This window comes from Billgrantia sp. NRB1 (genome assembly GCF_056921725.1).
Genome location: NZ_CM167783.1, coordinates 1,651,794 through 1,667,865, shown reverse-complemented (window position 1 = coordinate 1,667,865; position 16,072 = coordinate 1,651,794). Strand labels below are relative to the sequence as shown.

Below are 16,072 nucleotides of genomic sequence, written 5' to 3'. Positions count from 1 at the left end.
GAAAACACTTATCACCTGCATTTACATTTTCCTCATATTCCTGATAAGCCACGCAGAGTTGGCACCGAAACATAACGCTTTGCTCACCGGAAAATCAGGAGCGCAGCGAGTAATTTTTCCGCGTGCAGCAATTTGTTAGGCCATGGCGGCAACTAGGCGAATCCCTACTCATCCCAGGTGCTGACACCCATATCATTCGCGAGCGGCTCTAACGTTTCTTTTGGCAAAGGCCAGTCACTCAACAAACGCTTTCTTTTCTTTTTTAATAGCCAGTATACAAAAAGCACTACGCTCTGTTGATAAAGATTTCCCGTCATATAGCGTGACTTGATAGCTTCAGGAATGTGAGGATTCTTTTCAATTAAATCTCTAATATTCTCAATTAGATTCTGATCCAAAAACTGCTCAAATGCATCCCATATCACTATCGAAGACTTCTGGTTATGGGGCTTATAGCCTGTAATGCTACAGTAGATTCCATCTAATCCTTCTGAAATAGAGTACTCTTCTAACGGCCCAAAATTTAACTGTTTTGTGACATCTACAAAAAAGTCGTCGGTTGTCTCAATAAGAGCCATGCTTTTAGCCACAGTTCTGTGCACGGCAGGCTGTACTGTTCTTTTAGATTTATAGATAGCGTCATGGGTCAACTCAGCGTGGGCATGCTGTAAGAGAGTCCTAATTTGCACTTCGCAAGGAGTAGAGCAAGGAATCGTTACCCCCTCAAATTCAATATCGGACTTTGGACGAACAATATAATGAACCGACTGATAGGTGAACAGCAAAGGATCGTTTTTTCGATCTTCGTCATAATGTTTGCACCTATCAAATTCCCACATGCCAGAATTCTCAATTATTTTACTTATTCTATCTATATCCTCTAATAGCAACACGACAAAGCGTGAACCAACCTTATCCTCAATCTGATTGTAGGGGTCCGTGTAATTTTTCCCGGTACGATAGAAAGCCTTATCAATTAAAGAGCCATCATCCTTAAGTCTGAAGGCAGGTGGGATCTTAAAGAACTCGTTAGTCTTTATTCCGTCTTCTTCAATACAATGGAGTATTGTATCGACAACATATTTACCCCAAGCCCTATAAATAGGCTTTTCTGCATCCCATGTCTTCCTAAAGTCGGATTCATTCATTCTTGCTGAGTTATCCTGTCTTTGACGATGACTTTAGTCCAGATCTGAGGCGTTCCCGATTCGTCTGGCTCACCATCGATTGATTCAATCTCAACATAATTCTTAAACACATCTGAGGGGGCAGTTATCTTGACATTCTTACTGAAGTTAACCTTCCTAAATTTAAGCTTCGATTCTATATGAGAATTATCTTTAGTAAATGAAGTGCTAGGGAGGCCAACCTCTTCCATATATGCGTTAAATGAATCTTGGGTGTCAACATCGAAGTAGCTTGACGCAAATTCGGAAGGTGTTATTGTCGAAGATGTATCAACTTTCATATAAGTGGTAAGCGCATTATAAAGATCACTCTTCTTTTCAGAGGGAACGTCTAACTGATCAATAAAAGAGCTTGCAGCTTCATAGAATTTCTTTGTGGTTCTGGCACTAGTTTCTGGATAACCACAACCTAAAAAATCAGAGTAAAAGTATTGGGCTGCCGCCTTTCCATCCGCTTGGCTTATTTGATAGTCAGATATCATAACAGCCCACTTATCATTTAGATCTTGGCTGTCGCTATCAGGACCATCTTTTTCAAAAAACGCAGCAGTCTTATATAGTCTTGTCCCTGGCGTGAGCAAAAGCTCCTGAACAAATTTTAGAGATATTTCCTGAGTGCTGGGATCTTCATGTTTTTCATAGCCGCTATGAATTTCTGCTTTGATGATACCCAAGAACCGTTTTTGCAGATGCCCTTGCTTCCCAGTGAAAACAACTAATATCCCGCCAGGGATGGATCTTCGTTGCTGGGCATCAGTTAGCTTTTTAGCAATGTCATAAGACGAAACTGCAAAGTTCGCGTCATCCTCAGATGTAATGCTTTCTACAATGTGTGGTAGATCTCCTACTCCCTGATCCAAGATTTGCATCTGGACAGCCTTTGACCCTTCACCAAGGGCATCTCTTATTCTCGACTTAAACTCCTCCATGGCGCTGCTATCGAATCTTGTATACTCGTGGCTTTGCAGAGGCTCTACTTTGTTTCCATCTTGATCTCTTCTGTAAACTTGATGAATTATGATCCTCTCAATAGTCATATTAACTAATTGCATTGCCACCTCTGATGGTAGTAGTCATCGATTTTATTTTTCAGCCTAACGCTACGCATAACCAGACGCAAAAAGCGGAGCGTAGCGTAGCTTTTTGCGGTCCGAGTTTATGCGATTGTTAGGCCAATCCATTGTCCAGTCTTTCTGCGAAGTAATGGAGTACAAGCAGAACCAAGTGTAACCTAAATGTTGAATCGGCAGATTCGGATAATCCTGGATGAGAGCCTTCAGGATGTAAACGCTTCCAGAAAGCTTCGACAAAACCAGTGCCATTGTGCAAAAACTCATTGTATTCCTTGCTAAAGAAGCCGATATTCGCAAGTTCTGTTTTTTTAGCTTGAGTTTGTGTAGCACCACCTGCGCTGATTAATGCGTGAATTTTATTAAAAAATTCCTCGACGAATGATCGAAGCTGCGCATTTGCCGCTGCCCACTCACCTCTGCCATGAGCAGCCACCGCTTGTTCATAATGGCCAAGGGCTGTATCGAATCCTCGTTTTTTTAATATTTCAACCAATCTATCTTCGTTTTCTACGAGCGGAATTTGAGTTGGAAGTGAGGCTCTGACCGAATTTTCGGTGAGCAAATACCCATCCTTGTTCAAATGATGCTCAAATTCTGAGAAGCGCTCGCCATACCGATTTCTGTTTTTTAATAAGTACTCAATTACCTCTACCACGAGAATTGAGCCCATCGGGCCTTTTGCCTCTTCATTAGCGATAATGTATTTAGATATTGCTGTTTCTTTTTTGCTTATGTAAGGCAAATTGGCAACTATATCCTCAATTTCAAATTCAACACAAAAACGCTCAACCTGGTCGTGAGTTTGAAAATGGAGAGCATCAACGAGCGTAATAATTGTTTTTCTGGAGAGCATGATTATTCAGGCCTAACGCCCGCCATAAACGGCGCGAGGAACGAGCGTCCGGCGACCGCAGGGAGCGAATTTAATGGCGTTGTTAGACAAGCCTATTCTCCCGTAGAGTTTGTTCTCCGCTCGGAGTTAGCCGCAAATCGCCATTGTCATCTGGACAGATGAAGCCAGATTGTTGCATTCTGTATAGAGCTTCGTCAGATACAGTTTGGCCTTTGACCCAATTAGCAAGCGCAAGAATTATCGGTGATATTTGTGGTTCTGCGGTCACGACTTTGTAGTTCTCCATATCAGGAAGTTGCTCAATTGTGGGTCTTATCTGACGCTCAATGTAGATTTCCGGTTCTAGTGGTAGAGAGTTCCCAAACGGATCTACAACTTGAACGCTAATTATTTCTCCATTACTTAAGCGTTGTACATATAACCCAGTATAACTACTCATCCTCTTTCTCCGTGAATGGTGATAACTGACGTCTAACGCCTGCCGTCACCGGTGACAAAACCGAAGCAAAGCGCAGGTTTTGGCATCCGGTGCACGGCCTGGTTATATGATTTACAGGTCGTCACCGGACTCAACCTCATCTATTTTTTCTATCAAATCCTGTAGCTCTTTAGCCACGTCACCACCACCTCGGACAGTCACTCGGTGCCCTTTGTAGTCAACTGTGACCTCTTTCTGAGGGCGAGTCTTGAGGTATTCGATAATCAGTGGGGCGAGATGTTTTAGGAGAAATCCGGCAGAAGTGATGACCGCAGGTATAGAAAATCCCGAGATCAAGTCACTGGCGATCTGAGCGGAAGAGTTATTAGCACGAAACCCCGATGTCATAAGGTTTGGCTTTCTCTCACCATGAGATTCGCACTCGTGTATCAGTTGCTTGACAACTTCTGCCTGCCTATCTTCATCGGTTGGCTTCCATCGATCAACATCATGCAGGGAGACCGAAAATCTGTTCTCCATCACTATTTCCCCCTCATATAACGCCCGCAGCATGCGCAGCTTTGTAGTGAAGGCGAAGCCGCAACGAAAAAGCTGTCGCCATGCCTGCGATTGTTATGCGCTGTCGCGAACATTAACCAAGCCCCAATCTGTTGACAATAGCAACACTTTCTTCACGGTTAAAATTTAAATTGGTAGCAGAGCATGCGTGTTTCATGAAATCTGAGATAGATGAATCATCACTAATTGTAAATTTGTTTCTTTCAGATAACACCTTATCCAAGAAATAGATTCCTTGGGATACATCGATTAGCAACTGAGCTGTGATAAAACTTATATTGCTGGAAATATCATGCCTCTCTGAGCCATTTAACTCTTCTTCATTCTCAAGCCATCGCTTTATATAAATATCTCGCGTCTTATCTTTTTGTTTAATGCCTTCAATCGATCGCTCCATCCGAGACACAAGCATTCTTTGGTGTGGGCCAATCATTCTATCTGTTCCGGCAAGCTCTACTATGAGGTTTTCAATTAACTTTAAATCTAGAGGGGCGGGACCTGAATAGCTCTGTTTCAAGGGGCTTCTGTATTCTTCTAGCAAGGCAGGAAACCAGCTTATAAGATCGTCCTTAAGTATAGAAAACTCATTATAGAACGCATTTTCAAGGGCTTTGGATCGCTCTCTAAACAGACTTACCGCTAGGCGGTGCCCAAGGAAAACACCTATTAGCGCACCTAGAACGCCACCACTGATGAGTGCACCTAAGACAAAACCTAGCAAGCTATTCTCCATTACTCGAAGCCTCTCGCTCTATCGCATAACGCCCGCCATAAACGGCGCGAGGAACGAGCGTCCGGCGACCGCAGGGAGCGAATTTAATGGCGTTGTTAGACAAGCCTATTCTCCCGTAGAGTTTGTTCTCCGCTCGGAGTTAGCCGCAAATCGCCATTGTCATCTGGACAGATGAAGCCAGATTGTTGCATTCTGTATAGAGCTTCGTCAGATACAGTTTGGCCTTTGACCCAATTAGCAAGCGCAAGAATTATCGGTGATATTTGTGGTTCTGCGGTCACGACTTTGTAGTTCTCCATATCAGGAAGTTGCTCAATTGTGGGTCTTATCTGACGCTCAATGTAGATTTCCGGTTCTAGTGGTAGAGAGTTCCCAAACGGATCTACAACTTGAACGCTAATTATTTCTCCATTACTTAAGCGTTGTACATATAACCCAGTATAACTACTCATCCTCTTTCTCCGTGAATGGTGATAACTGACGTCTAACAGTGATTGGACGGCGCGTCCTGATATTGAATGAACATCCTGCGCGTTCAACGATTTTATCTGACGCGCCTCTTCTCTCCCAACGCATTGATTTTGCATGATATTAAGTATAGCTCGGCCGCCTATGCAGAATTCGCGCACGCGCGCGTTTTGCCGGAACCAATAATACTGTACATAAATTCATGAAAAAGGAAAGCTGCCGTATGACCAGGCCCGGAATGCGGGTCTTCCACCACACCACGCCCTCCGGTGAGTTCTCACACGCCAAGCGCTCTCGCCGGCTGCCGGTGGCGCTATCCCACCCGGAGGTGATGCGCGTGTTGAACAAGCTGTCAGGTCCGGTGCATTGGATGCCAGCATTGATAAACGCCTCGGGGCTTCGGCTCATGGAAATCTGCCGCTTGCGTGTACGGGAGATCGACTTCAGGGGAAGAGAGAAGCCAGGCACGCTACCGCCACTACCCGGCATAGTGCGATGGCGTCCCGCCACCTTCCTGCGGTAGTTCCTGGGTGTTACCGGGCAGCGCTGTGCCTTGTGCCGCTGCCTGTGGGCTGGCCGTCTCGCGCGGCCTGAGCATTCAAGCCTATGTAACCTTTGTCGACCTGGCAAAGAATAGCAATGGCTAACAGGGTCGCAGGGCATGCCAGATCCCCTAACAGGAGCGTTTGAAACGACCGACTTTAGACTTAAGTCGATGGTTGCTGGGCGGCTCCGGCATTCACTACCAGCTCACCGGCGCAATCGACCTCAGTGATGCGCTCAACAACTTCCAGTTCGACGTGGCGACCCTCACCGTGGCCCAGGCGCTGCCGGGCGGCACCCTGATGGCGCTGGCCATCCTGCTGCTGACCAGCATCTTCGTGGCCACCACCGGCGACTCGATGAGCTACGCCATCGCCGTGGTGTGCGCCGGCCACGACGCCCCGAGCCCGCTGGTACGCGCCTTCTGGGGCATCGCCATGGCGCTGATGGCGGGCATCCTGCTCTATATGGGCGCGGGGCAGATCGGGGCGCTGCAGCAGTTCATCGTGATCACCGCGATTCCCGTCTCGCTGGTGCTGCTGCCGACGCTGTGGGCCGGCCCCCGCGCCGCCTACGCCCTGGCGCGGGAGCAGGGCATTCTGCCGGTCGTCGCCGAGCCGGCCAGGCAAAGCGGCTAAGCGGCTAAGCGGTCGCATCCAAGCCAATGGACGGGCGCCGGGCGCGGCCAGGGCGGGAATTCGCCGGATCCGCCCGGGCAGCCACCCGCTCAGAACAGCCCCAGCTGACGGTCGATCAGGGTGTCGAAGTCGTCGCCCACGAAGGGCAGGATGGCGTCGGCCACCGGCTTGAGCTGGCGGGTCAGGTAGTGGTCGGTGTCGATGGGCGAGTGATGGGCCTCCAGGGGCTCGGGGCCGGCCAGGGTCATCACGTAGCGGATCCAGCCGCCGTGCTGATACTGGCGCGGCCGGCCCAGGCGGTCGTTCTCGGCATCGGCGAGCCTGGCCGCCCGCACATGGGGCGGCACGTTGCGACGGTAGTCGTCCAGGCGCCGGCGCAGCCGCTTGCGATAGACCAGCCGCTCGTCGAACGCCCCCGACCGGGCGCGCGCCAGGAAGGCCTGCACGTAGTCGCGCACATAGTCCCGCCAGGGCTCGCCGGTGAAAACCCGCCGGTAGAGTTCCTGCTGGAACGCCTTGGCGAGCTCCGTCCAGTCGGTGCGCACCGTCTCGAGCCCCTTGAACACCAGCTCATCGCAGCCATCGGCGCCCCGCACCAGCCCCGCGTAGCGCTTCTTGCTGCCCGCCTCGGCGCCGCGGATGGTGGGCATCAGAAAGCGCCGGTAGTGGGTCTCGAACTGCAGCTCCAGGGCGCTCGCGAGGCCATACTCCTCGGCCAGGTGATCGCGCCACCAGGCGTTGACCCGGGCCACCAGCCTCCGGCCGATCGCCGTCGCCTCCTCCTCCTCGCAGGGGCGCCCCAGCCAGACGAAGGTGGAGTCGGTATCGCCATAGATAACGGTATACCCTTCCGCTTCGATCAGCGCCCGGGTGCGGGCCATGATGGCGTGGCCGCGCATGGTGATCGAGGAGGCGAGCCGGGCATCGAAGAAGCGGCACCCCTTGGAGCCCAGCACCCCGTAGAAGCTGTTCATGATGATCTTCAGCGCCTGGGCGAGCGGCGCATTGCCGGCGCGCTTGGCCGCCTCACGCCCCGCCCACACCCCCTCGACGATGGCCGGCAGGGCGTGGCGGGTGCGTGAGAAGCGTGCGCCGCGAAAACCCGGCACCGAGGCGGCGTCCGAGGGATCGGCGAGCCCCTCCAACAGCCCCGCCGGGTCGATCAGGAAGCTGCGGATGATCGAGGGGTAGAGGCTCTTGAAGTCCAGCACGAGCACCGAGTCGTAGAGGCCGGGCCGGGAGTCCATGACGAAGCCGCCGGGGCTCTCGGCGTCTTCCCCCTGGCCGAGGCTCGGCGCCACCAGGCCCAAGCGATGCAGCCGCGGCAGGTAGCGATGGGTGAAGGCGGCCACGGAGCCGCCGCTGCGGTCGGCGGGCAGGCCGGTCACCGTGGCCCGTTCGAGCAGGAACGCCAGCAGCTCTGTCTTGGCGAAGATCCGGGTGACCAGCTCGCAGTCCCGCAGGTTGTAGCGGGCCAGCGCCGGCTTGTCCTCGGCGAACATGCGCTGGATGTCATCCAGACGCTGGTAGGGGTTGTCGATCGCCTTGCCCTCGCCGAGCAGCGTCTGGGCCACGCTCTCCAGGCTGAAGGAGGGAAACTGCCAGGTGGCCGAGCGCAGCGCCTCGATGCCGTCGATGATCAGCCGCCCGGGCGCCGAGGCGAAGAAGTGGTTGGGCTGGTGGCCGTGGGCGCGCCACCCAAGCTCGGTGTCTCCACGCCCCAGGCGCAGGGGAATGCCCAGCCGCTCGGCGTGCTCGCGCAGCACCCGCAGGTCGAACTGCACCAGGTTCCAGCCGATGATGGCGTCGGGGTCATGCTCGGCGAACCAGGCGTTGAGCCCCCGGAGCAGCTCGGCCCGGCTTTCGCAGTAGTCGAGGGTGAAATCGAGCTCAGCTGCCTCGCATTCGCTGCTGTCAGGATGGGGCGGCCCCAGCATATAGACCCGGCGCTGCCCGCACCCTTCCAGGGCGATGGAGTAGAGCTCGCCCCGGGCGCTGGTCTCGATATCCAGCGACACCGTGCGCAGCCGGGGGCGGTAATCCGGCGCCGGGCGCAGGCGCGCCGCCACCAGGCCGCCCTCCCCGTCCGGCGTTCCGGTCACCGCCACGGGCGCGGTGATAAAGCGCTCCATCAGGTAGCGCTCCGGGGGGCGGATATCGGCCTCGTAGAGCGTGAGGCCGGCCTCGCCCAGGCGCCGCTCGAGCCGCTGAAGCTGGCGGTACTGTCCGCAGTAGAGGCCGAGCACCGGGCGGTGCTGGAAGTCGCGCAGCTCGAGTTCGCGCAGCGTCACGCCCGGCTCGCCGTCCAGCAGCGCCTCGGCCGCCCCTCGCTGCTCGGCGGGCAGGAAGGCCACCGCGGGCTGCACCGGCAGGCGTACCCGAAGCGGCCCCTCGTCGGTGGCAAGCCAGAGGCTGATTTCGGTGCCCTGGGGGGTGTCCTCCCAGTGGCGGGTAAGGATAAAACCGCAGCGAGTCGACACGGCCTACCCGAGCCCAGCCAGGCGGCGCAGGCCCGCGGCGGCTTCCGCCGTAGCCAGCCACGCGACCAGGGCGACATTGAGCAGCACGCAGCCCCAGAGAATGGCGCCGAAGGGCTGCTTGCGAGTCTTGTGGCGGAAGGTGCGCCGGGCCAGCAGCGCCCCCGGCCAGCCCCCCGCCAGGGCCACCAGATTCAGGGTCGACTCGCGAATGCGCCGGCGGTCACGCCGCGCCGCGGCCTTGTCGATGCCGTAGAGAAACACCGCCACCAGGCTCGCCGACAGATAGAGCGCGATCAACAGCGTCATGGGGTCGGGATCTCCAGGATCAGGTCAGGCGCGAACAGCGGCGGGTCGAACTCATCGGGATAGCCGCCGGGGTTGGCGACCACGCGGGTGCCGCCCGCCTCGAGGTCCACCGGCTCATGCACATGGCCGTGGACCCAGAGATCCATGCGCCCCATCAGTTGCGGCAGATGGGAGGCGAAGGCCGGCGACAGCGCATCGCCGCGGTAGCGCGGCGGAATGCATCCGCCCAGGGGCGCATGGTGGCTGATCACCACCCGGGGGCCGCGAAACGGCGCCGCCAGCTCCGTCTCCAGCCAGGCCAGCGCCTCGGCATGCAGGCGCCGGCTCTCGGCCGGGCTGAACACCTCCCCTTCCGGCTGCTCGATGATACGGAAATCCGGCATCATGACCAGCGCCCTGGCCTCGGTGAGCGCCGGGTCGTGATCGGGCTCACCGGCGTAGAGCGCGAAGTCGGTCCACAGCGTGGTGCCGTGGAAACGCACTCCGCCCAGGGTCAGGGAGCGATTGTCCAGCAGATGGATGCCCAGCCGAGCCGCCTCCTCGGCCAGGTCACGGCGCAGGGCGGGCATGCAGGTACCGTAGAACTCGTGGTTGCCGGGCACATAGAGCACCGGCGTGCCGGCGAACCGCTCAGCCGCCCACGCCAGCCCCAGGGTGCCGGCATGGATGTCGCCCGCCAGAATCACCGCGTCAGCCGCCACCTCGGGCAGCTCGCGGCTCGCTTCGTAGTGCTCCAGGTGCAGGTCCGACAGGACTCTCAGGCGCATGGAAGACTCCCAGTTAGCCAGCTCCTTGGTGAGCCGCTTCCAAGGTACCATGCGGCGCTTCGATACGCCGGGGGAGCACCTGCCGCCCCGGGTGGTTCGCTCAGCAGGGCTGCCGCGCTTCGGGCCACCCCTGCCGAGTTGCGCCATGTCAATTGAGTTTGCCGCCCTGCCTAAGGCAACATGGAGAGTGGAAACCGAGCAAGTTCGGATGAGCCACGGCATACCCCTGGAGGAGCCAAATGCAACCGCTGAGCTATTACTACTACAACGTGCTGGAAAGCCTCGAAAAGCCGTGCGATGTGCCATCGACCCGCCTGCAGGAGAGCTTCGATATCCTGTATCGACAGGGTGGGCGAATCGAGATCGATCTGATGCGCAAGGCAAAAGAGGCCGAAGCCAGGGGCGAGCCGTACCACTGGTACGAGGCCCTCGACGAAGAGCAGCGGGTGAAACTCCACAAGGCGCTGGATGACGGCGACCCGGCCAAGATTCTCAAGGTGATGCAGCGCAACGGTTATGCCGGCATTCTGTATCACCATGCGTGGGAGCACTTCCGGGAAGCCTCCGGCGTGGCCTAGGCCTTCCCTGCCTGACGCTTACCACAGGGCCCGCGAGTGATCGCGGGCCCTTCCCGTTGCTCACCTTGTCACCCCCGAGCCCGACGCCGCTATCAACCGGCACCTCTGGCTCACGGACCCTTTCCCTGGCCGTTGAACCACAGGAAGGGGGTATCTCACTCCTCGACGACGATCTCGAAACCGCCGTAGATCAGCCGCTTGCCATCGAAGGGCATGGGGTTCACGTCGGGCTGCAGGCGCGGGTCCTCCATGATCCTGGGCATCGCCTCGTCGCGAACCTGCCGGGAGGGCCAGTGAATCCAGGAGAAGATCACGGTTTCCTCCGGCTGGCGCTGAACCGCCATGGGGAAGGAGGTGAGCTTGCCCTCGGGCACGTCGTCGCCCCAGCACTCCACCACCTTCAGGACGCCATGCTCCTTGAACACCATTGCGGCGTCACGGGCATGCTGGATGTAGCGTTCACGGTTGGCGGTGGGCACCGCGGCGACGAAACCATCGATATACGTCATGGGGTTACTCCTCGTCTTTCGGCGGTAGTTCTCGCACCGGGCGCACCTTCATCGCCTCGATCAGGCTCTCCTGGTAGTAGACCAGGGCGGCATATTTCATTGCTGATTCTCCTCTTCACTCATGGGGCAGCCACCGGTTCCGCAGCCGATCATCCAGTGCACCCCGTAGCGGTCGGTGAGCATGCCGAAGCGCTCCGCCCAAAAGGTGGGCGCGAAGGGCATGACGATCCGCCCGCCTTCGGCCAGGCGCTGGAACACCGCCTCGGCCTGCGCCTTCTCGTCATACTCCAGGAACAGCTGGGCGCCTCGGGGGGCCTCGTAGCAATCGCCGGCCATGTCCGCGCCCATCAGCCGACGGCCGCGCACGTTGAGGGAGGCGTGGATGATGCGGTCGTGCCAGTCCGGCGGGGTCTCTTCGGCGGCGGGGGTCTCGCCGTAGGTGACCAAGGCCTCCAGGCGGCCGCCCGTGACCTCGGCGTAGAAGGCCATCGCCTCGCGGCAGCGGCCGTCGAAACAGAGATGGACGTTGAGTTCGGCGGGCAGGCGCGCCTGGGCAACGTGCTTGTCCAGGCCGGGGCCGGCATGGAAGTCCTCGAGGCTGAAGTAGCGGCGCAGCTCGAGGGTGACGTCGGCGTCCTCCTGGGGCCACTGGCGGGCCCAGTCGATGGCCTCCTCCAGGGAGCCCACCTCGAGCACCGAGTAGCCGGCCAGCAGCGTCTCGGTGGAAGCGAAGGGACCGGCGGTGATATGCATCTCCCCGTCGCGGCGCTCGAGCCGACACCCCTCACGGCTCGGCCGCAGGCCGTTGCCGTAGACGAAGACGCCGGCTTCGAGCATGCTCCGGTTGTAGTCCGCCATGGCCCCGAGCAGCGCCTGGCTCGGCAGCTCGCCGGCTTCCGTGGCCGCATCGGCCTTGCGCATCAGCATGTATTGCATGGTTCGACCTCCGTTGGCTGGTTGCCTTCTCGAGTCGTGCGATGCTCGCGGCCATCGACAGGGAGACGGGAATTTATTGGTTCTTCGCACTTTAGCGTGTACAAGTTTGGCAAGTTTTTATGGATAGGGGTCGGGAAGGGCTGTGCCCTCCCCACCCTCCGAACCGTGCGTGCGGTTCTCCCGCACACGGCTCTCCAGTCGATGGTTTTCCTCATCGGGAATGGCTCGGCATGACCAAGGCCCCCTGCCGGGGCAAGGAGCCTCAATGATGTTTGATGACGCCGGAGGGGGCACTAGCAGCCGCCAGGTCGGCCGGGGGCTGCCCCAGCCTGCTGCGAAAAGCGGCTAACGTCCGCACTCCCGTGGAGCACGCCATTGATGTCGGCGCTGGGTCTGTTCAAAACGAGCATCAAGGGCGAACCGGTCCTCCTCTCTGAACGCCATCACGGCCAGAGAGGCCGCGAAAATAATCAGCGACGGATAGAAGAGCGCATTGGTGCCCTCGAGTACCCAGCCCCAGGGGTCCACCACCGAGGCCATGACCGCCAGCAGAGAGGCACCGTTCACCAGCAGCTGAACGGGGTAGACGCCGCGCCGCCAGAACCCCACCACCACCAGCAAACCCACGACAACCTGGAGCATCCCGAGCAGCGGCATCAGCATCTCGGCTGCCATGAAGCCGAAGTAGAAGCGCTCGGCGATGGCCAGTCCATGCTCCACGTTAACGATACGATTCACTCCCCAGATGACCAGCAGCCATCCCAGCGAGACACGCAAGAACATCAGTATCAGGGGCTTGCTCATTTTCTTTTCTCCTCGAGACTGCCAAGCTTCAGCGGCATTGGTCGGGTGATATACGGCCGGGCTTGGTCGACTTGCGCGCCGGCCCCTTACAGTCGCTGTAAGCTTTCTTGCGCTTCGACGACCCTTTACCACGCCCCCCAACAAGGAGAGCCCATGCTGGATCGCTGGACCATGCCGCTGGCGCAACACCTGCTGAAGCGCAGCGCCCGCTGGCTACAGGCCCGGCGGGTGACCGCCGATCAGGTCACGGTGGCGGGATTCGCCATTGGCCTGCTGGCACTGCCCCTGCTGGCCATGGAGTGGTATCTCCCGGCCTTGGTGGTCATCCTGCTCAACCGCATCGCCGATGGCCTGGACGGGGTGCTGGCCAGGCTAAGTGGTACCGCCAGCGACGCCGGCGGCTTTCTCGATATCGGGCTCGATTTCGTCTTCTATGGCGCGGTGGTGCTTGGCTTCGCCCTGGCCAATCCCGTAGACAATGCGCTTGCCGCCACGCTGCTCCTGTTCGCGTTTATCGGCACGGGGAGCTCATTTCTGGCCTTCGCCATCATGGCCGGTCGTTATCGCCTGCAGCGGCCACGTTTTCCCAACAAGGCCTTCTACTATCTGCACGGCCTTACCGAAGGCACGGAGACCATTTTCGCCTTCGTGCTCTTCTGCCTCTTTCCCCAGTACTTTCCCTATCTCGCAACGGCGTTCGCTATCGCCTGCCTGATTACCACGGCGACGCGGCTCTGGGGCGGCTACCACACCCTGAAGCAGGTCAGCCCCACCCACGAGAAGGTGGCGTGACCGAGGCAGACACTGGCCGATCGCACCGGCCTTCAGGAGCGCTACGTGCGCGAATGGCTCGGCACCATGTGGGGCCGCGAGCGGGCGCTTTCCTACCTCGAGGCGGCCGGCTTTCGCGACATCCGCGTGCACCAGCTCGAACACGACATCCAGAACGACGACTTCGTCTGTCGGCCCTGAGCATGATGAAGGCCGCCTGCCACGGCAGGCGGCCTTAGCGCGGGGCGCTCTCCCCTTGGCCAAGCTCAATGCATATGCATCGGAGCCATCGGCACCAGGCTCGGCAGCCAGGCCGGGTCCAGCATCACCAGCAGACCGAGCAGCATCAGCAGCCACCCCGTTGGGCGCACGATACGATAGCCGTTGGGTGCGACCTTCTCGATGAGCATCACCACGGCGAGCGGCGCCATCCAGGCGAGGTTGGCGATCCCCACCACGAACATCACCAGCATCAGGGCCCAGCAGCAGCCGAGGCAGAAGACCCCGTGGCGCGCCCCCAAGGCGAAGCCCCCGGCCATGCCCCGGCGATAGTGGTTGAGCAGGAAGGCGCGAGGCTGACGGCACTTGTCCAGGCAGCGCGCCTTGAGCGAGGAGAACTGGAAACCGCCGGCCAGCAGCAGCACGCCGCCGCCCAGCCAATGGGGATGATGCATCGGCCAGCTTCCGTGCAGCCTCGCCTGCTCCACCAGCGAATGGCCGAGCAACGCCAGGACCCCGAACAGGGTCCACACCGCCAGGTAGCCGCCGAGAAAGCCCGTGCGTGCCAGCCAGGGATGGCGCTGCCCCGCAGCCGCCTGGTTGAACAGGCCCGCCATAGGCAGCGTCGAGGGCAGCATCATGGCGGCGATATGCACCTGCCAGGCCACCAGGAACAGCGCCAGGCTGGCCCAGAGCGCCAGACCCTCGACATGCAGCCGATGGTGGTGGACCCACTGCGCCTGGCCGGTCAGCTCCGCGCCCAGGGCGAGCCCCCAGGCCAGGGCGATCACCCCCATCAGCAGCGGTGTATGCCGCCAGGCGGGGTTCGCTGCCGTCACGGCACTCATGGCTGGTGCTCCATTTTCCAGGCGGTCTGGATCGCATTGCGCCCGTCAAAGGACCAGCTCATGCCGTGCTGCGGCAGCTCGACGCGATAGCGCCGCGACTTGCCCAGGTAGGCCGGGGCCCCCTTCACCGTGCTGAAGGCGCTATCGTAGAGCGTGGCCGTGCTGCCATCCGGCGAGGATTGGATGGGAGCGAACTCCGCCTCGACCATCCCCTCGGCTTCCAACCGCCCGTCGGCTTCGCGGGCCTCATGGGTGATCGGCACCCGCTCGACCGCCACCACTTCCCCAACCAGGCTCGCCAGATCGGCCAGGGGCCCGCCCAGCTTGCCACCGAAGGCGTCCAGCAGGGCCTCCACCTGATCGTCGCTGGCCCGATGGTCGACCAGCAGCACCGTTCGCCAGCCGCCCGCCAGGGCGTTGCCGGGGATATGAGCGACGTTTACCAGGGTCAGGCCCGAGACGTCGACGCCTCGGGCCTCTCCCCGCTCGAGATTAAAGGCGATCACCCCGAAGCATTCGTCGCCGTCGGGATCCTCGCCGATGAAACAGGGACAGGACACCGCGCAGGAGCAGATCTCCAGCAAGGTGCCTTCGAGACGATAGCCCGACTTCGCTTGCACGTTCATGGCTACCTCCAGCAGTGTCAGGATGGATTGCCCCGGGGCGGCGACATGAGGAACGTCACGCCGCGAACGCACCGGGCACTCTCGCTCCACAGGCCACCTGTCGCGGCCACCTCCCTGGCAACGCCCCCTGCTAGTCCGCGGAACGGGTCGCCGCCGAAAAGTAGAAATCCAGCATCCGGTCCAGGGGCGCCGGGTCCCGCCACAGTCGACTGCGCAGGGCGGCGCCCTCCCAGCAGTTGAGCAGCAGGTTGGCCAGCTCCACGGGATCGGCATCGGACGGGATGTCGCCGCCCTGGCGGGCCTCCTCCAGGCAGGCGGCGATACGCCGGGTCAGCTCGCTGAAGCAGCTCTCGATCTTCGTGGCGAAGGTCGGGTTGATGCCGGAAAGCTCCTGCCCCAGTCCGCCCAGCATGCAGCCCAGATAGCCATCCCGGCGGTACTTGTCCCGCGAGAGTTCGAAGAAGCGGCGCGCGCGATCCAGCAGCGGCAGCGACCTGTCCCCCAGGGCGGCATCGAGCCCCTGGTGCACCTCTTCCATGTAGCGGTCGATGACCTGCAGGGCGAAGTCCTCCTTGCTCTGAAAGTGGTGATAGAAGGAACCCTTCGGCGTGTTAGTCGCCTGCAGCAAGGCCTGGATCCCCAGGTCGTTGTAGCCGTGTCGCAGCAGCATATCGAGTCCCGCCTCGAGCAGACGCTCGCGTGTTGTCGTTGCCATTCGATCCCCACTGGACTGACC

General features: G+C 58.9%; 16 protein-coding genes and 2 pseudogenes. 4 read left to right on the top strand and 14 right to left on the bottom strand.

The features are described from left to right. Positions 1 to 164 precede the first annotated feature (164 nt). From ACZIYR_RS07515 to ACZIYR_RS07495, 5 genes are all read right to left on the bottom strand, one after another. Positions 165 to 1,148, bottom strand: coding sequence for a GTP pyrophosphokinase (locus ACZIYR_RS07515; protein ID WP_483528756.1), 984 nt, complete (start codon positions 1,146 to 1,148; stop codon positions 165 to 167). Beyond that, positions 1,145 to 2,239: a nucleoid-associated protein gene (locus ACZIYR_RS07510; protein ID WP_483528755.1), complete on the bottom strand. Its 1,095-nt coding sequence runs from the start codon at positions 2,237 to 2,239 to the stop codon at positions 1,145 to 1,147. The genes ACZIYR_RS07515 and ACZIYR_RS07510 overlap by 4 nt, the downstream gene beginning before the upstream one ends. Positions 2,240 to 2,354: 115 nt before the next feature. Further along, positions 2,355 to 3,113 carry a hypothetical protein gene (locus ACZIYR_RS07505; RefSeq protein ID WP_483528754.1) on the bottom strand — a complete coding sequence of 253 codons (759 nt, stop codon included), beginning with the start codon at positions 3,111 to 3,113 and terminating at the stop codon, positions 2,355 to 2,357. 550 nt (positions 3,114 to 3,663) lie between these two features. Beyond that, on the bottom strand, positions 3,664 to 4,071 hold the full coding sequence (locus tag ACZIYR_RS07500) for a hypothetical protein (protein ID WP_483528753.1): 408 nt from the start codon (positions 4,069 to 4,071) through the stop codon (positions 3,664 to 3,666). 112 nt (positions 4,072 to 4,183) lie between these two features. Next, positions 4,184 to 4,843, bottom strand: a complete 660-nt coding sequence (locus ACZIYR_RS07495; RefSeq protein WP_473034169.1) for a hypothetical protein — start codon at positions 4,841 to 4,843, stop codon at positions 4,184 to 4,186. A gap of 1,187 nt (positions 4,844 to 6,030) precedes the next feature. Here ACZIYR_RS07495 and ACZIYR_RS07490 point away from each other — a divergent pair. Further along, positions 6,031 to 6,492 (top strand): annotated as a pseudogene (locus tag ACZIYR_RS07490) (BCCT family transporter); the annotation flags it as partial. Positions 6,493 to 6,581: 89 nt separating this feature from the next. Here the strand turns inward: ACZIYR_RS07490 and ACZIYR_RS07485 are convergent. From ACZIYR_RS07485 to ACZIYR_RS07475, 3 genes are read right to left on the bottom strand one after another with little or no spacing between them, the layout of a single operon-like run. Continuing rightward, positions 6,582 to 8,972, bottom strand: coding sequence for a DNA polymerase II (locus tag ACZIYR_RS07485; protein ID WP_483528752.1), 2,391 nt, complete (start codon positions 8,970 to 8,972; stop codon positions 6,582 to 6,584). A gap of 3 nt (positions 8,973 to 8,975) precedes the next feature. Beyond that, positions 8,976 to 9,278: a DUF1294 domain-containing protein gene (locus tag ACZIYR_RS07480; RefSeq protein WP_483528751.1), complete on the bottom strand. Its 303-nt coding sequence runs from the start codon at positions 9,276 to 9,278 to the stop codon at positions 8,976 to 8,978. After that, positions 9,275 to 10,045, bottom strand: coding sequence for a metallophosphoesterase (locus tag ACZIYR_RS07475; protein WP_483528750.1), 771 nt, complete (start codon positions 10,043 to 10,045; stop codon positions 9,275 to 9,277). Before ACZIYR_RS07475 ends, ACZIYR_RS07480 begins: the two co-directional genes overlap by 4 nt. 239 nt (positions 10,046 to 10,284) lie before the next feature. Between ACZIYR_RS07475 and ACZIYR_RS07470 the strand changes: the two genes are divergently transcribed. After that, positions 10,285 to 10,623: a hypothetical protein gene (locus tag ACZIYR_RS07470; protein ID WP_473033146.1), complete on the top strand. Its 339-nt coding sequence runs from the start codon at positions 10,285 to 10,287 to the stop codon at positions 10,621 to 10,623. Positions 10,624 to 10,778: 155 nt separating this feature from the next. On the opposite strand, the gene ACZIYR_RS07465 is transcribed toward ACZIYR_RS07470, so the two are convergent. From ACZIYR_RS07465 to ACZIYR_RS07455, 3 genes are all read right to left on the bottom strand, one after another. Then, on the bottom strand, positions 10,779 to 11,132 hold the full coding sequence (locus tag ACZIYR_RS07465; protein ID WP_483528749.1) for a DUF1428 domain-containing protein: 354 nt from the start codon (positions 11,130 to 11,132) through the stop codon (positions 10,779 to 10,781). A gap of 96 nt (positions 11,133 to 11,228) precedes the next feature. Beyond that, a complete protein-coding gene (locus tag ACZIYR_RS07460; protein ID WP_483528748.1) occupies positions 11,229 to 12,068 on the bottom strand; it encodes a YciI family protein in 840 nt (279 codons plus the stop codon). A gap of 345 nt (positions 12,069 to 12,413) precedes the next feature. Next, entirely contained in the window at positions 12,414 to 12,872 is a 459-nt protein-coding gene (locus ACZIYR_RS07455) for a hypothetical protein (protein ID WP_473033137.1), read from the bottom strand. A 153-nt stretch (positions 12,873 to 13,025) separates the two neighbouring features. On the opposite strand from ACZIYR_RS07455, the gene ACZIYR_RS07450 reads away from it, so the two are divergent. Next, positions 13,026 to 13,664 carry a CDP-alcohol phosphatidyltransferase family protein gene (locus ACZIYR_RS07450; protein ID WP_473033135.1) on the top strand — a complete coding sequence of 213 codons (639 nt, stop codon included), beginning with the start codon at positions 13,026 to 13,028 and terminating at the stop codon, positions 13,662 to 13,664. A 9-nt stretch (positions 13,665 to 13,673) separates the two neighbouring features. Then, positions 13,674 to 13,844 (top strand): annotated as a pseudogene (locus ACZIYR_RS07445) (hypothetical protein); the annotation flags it as partial. Positions 13,845 to 13,909: 65 nt separating this feature from the next. Here ACZIYR_RS07445 and ACZIYR_RS07440 read toward each other — a convergent pair. From ACZIYR_RS07440 to ACZIYR_RS07430, 3 genes are all read right to left on the bottom strand, one after another. After that, the gene (locus ACZIYR_RS07440) at positions 13,910 to 14,710 is read right to left on the bottom strand and encodes a DUF2182 domain-containing protein (RefSeq protein WP_483528747.1); all 801 of its coding nucleotides are present in this window, start codon (positions 14,708 to 14,710) and stop codon (positions 13,910 to 13,912) included. Further along, entirely contained in the window at positions 14,707 to 15,336 is a 630-nt protein-coding gene (locus tag ACZIYR_RS07435; RefSeq protein WP_483528746.1) for a DUF1326 domain-containing protein, read from the bottom strand. Before ACZIYR_RS07435 ends, ACZIYR_RS07440 begins: the two co-directional genes overlap by 4 nt. 130 nt (positions 15,337 to 15,466) lie before the next feature. Next, complete coding sequence (locus ACZIYR_RS07430; RefSeq protein WP_483528745.1) at positions 15,467 to 16,051, bottom strand: TetR/AcrR family transcriptional regulator; 585 nt, start codon at positions 16,049 to 16,051, stop codon at positions 15,467 to 15,469. Positions 16,052 to 16,072 lie beyond the last annotated feature (21 nt).

What these genes read in the sequence shown, in the direction of transcription:
- ACZIYR_RS07515 (WP_483528756.1), bottom strand. Translation starts at nt 1,148, where the DNA reads ATGAATGAATCCGACTTTAGGAAGACATGGGATGCAGAAAAGCCTATT.
- ACZIYR_RS07480 (WP_483528751.1), bottom strand. Translation starts at nt 9,278, where the DNA reads ATGACGCTGTTGATCGCGCTCTATCTGTCGGCGAGCCTGGTGGCGGTG.
- ACZIYR_RS07465 (WP_483528749.1), bottom strand. Translation starts at nt 11,132, where the DNA reads ATGACGTATATCGATGGTTTCGTCGCCGCGGTGCCCACCGCCAACCGT.
- ACZIYR_RS07505 (WP_483528754.1), bottom strand. Translation starts at nt 3,113, where the DNA reads ATGCTCTCCAGAAAAACAATTATTACGCTCGTTGATGCTCTCCATTTT.
- ACZIYR_RS07500 (WP_483528753.1), bottom strand. Translation starts at nt 4,071, where the DNA reads ATGGAGAACAGATTTTCGGTCTCCCTGCATGATGTTGATCGATGGAAG.
- ACZIYR_RS07460 (WP_483528748.1), bottom strand. Translation starts at nt 12,068, where the DNA reads ATGCAATACATGCTGATGCGCAAGGCCGATGCGGCCACGGAAGCCGGC.
- ACZIYR_RS07455 (WP_473033137.1), bottom strand. Translation starts at nt 12,872, where the DNA reads ATGAGCAAGCCCCTGATACTGATGTTCTTGCGTGTCTCGCTGGGATGG.
- ACZIYR_RS07470 (WP_473033146.1), top strand. Translation starts at nt 10,285, where the DNA reads ATGCAACCGCTGAGCTATTACTACTACAACGTGCTGGAAAGCCTCGAA.
- ACZIYR_RS07495 (WP_473034169.1), bottom strand. Translation starts at nt 4,843, where the DNA reads ATGGAGAATAGCTTGCTAGGTTTTGTCTTAGGTGCACTCATCAGTGGT.
- ACZIYR_RS07435 (WP_483528746.1), bottom strand. Translation starts at nt 15,336, where the DNA reads ATGAACGTGCAAGCGAAGTCGGGCTATCGTCTCGAAGGCACCTTGCTG.
- ACZIYR_RS07475 (WP_483528750.1), bottom strand. Translation starts at nt 10,045, where the DNA reads ATGCGCCTGAGAGTCCTGTCGGACCTGCACCTGGAGCACTACGAAGCG.
- ACZIYR_RS07450 (WP_473033135.1), top strand. Translation starts at nt 13,026, where the DNA reads ATGCTGGATCGCTGGACCATGCCGCTGGCGCAACACCTGCTGAAGCGC.
- ACZIYR_RS07430 (WP_483528745.1), bottom strand. Translation starts at nt 16,051, where the DNA reads ATGGCAACGACAACACGCGAGCGTCTGCTCGAGGCGGGACTCGATATG.
- ACZIYR_RS07510 (WP_483528755.1), bottom strand. Translation starts at nt 2,239, where the DNA reads ATGCAATTAGTTAATATGACTATTGAGAGGATCATAATTCATCAAGTT.
- ACZIYR_RS07440 (WP_483528747.1), bottom strand. Translation starts at nt 14,710, where the DNA reads ATGAGTGCCGTGACGGCAGCGAACCCCGCCTGGCGGCATACACCGCTG.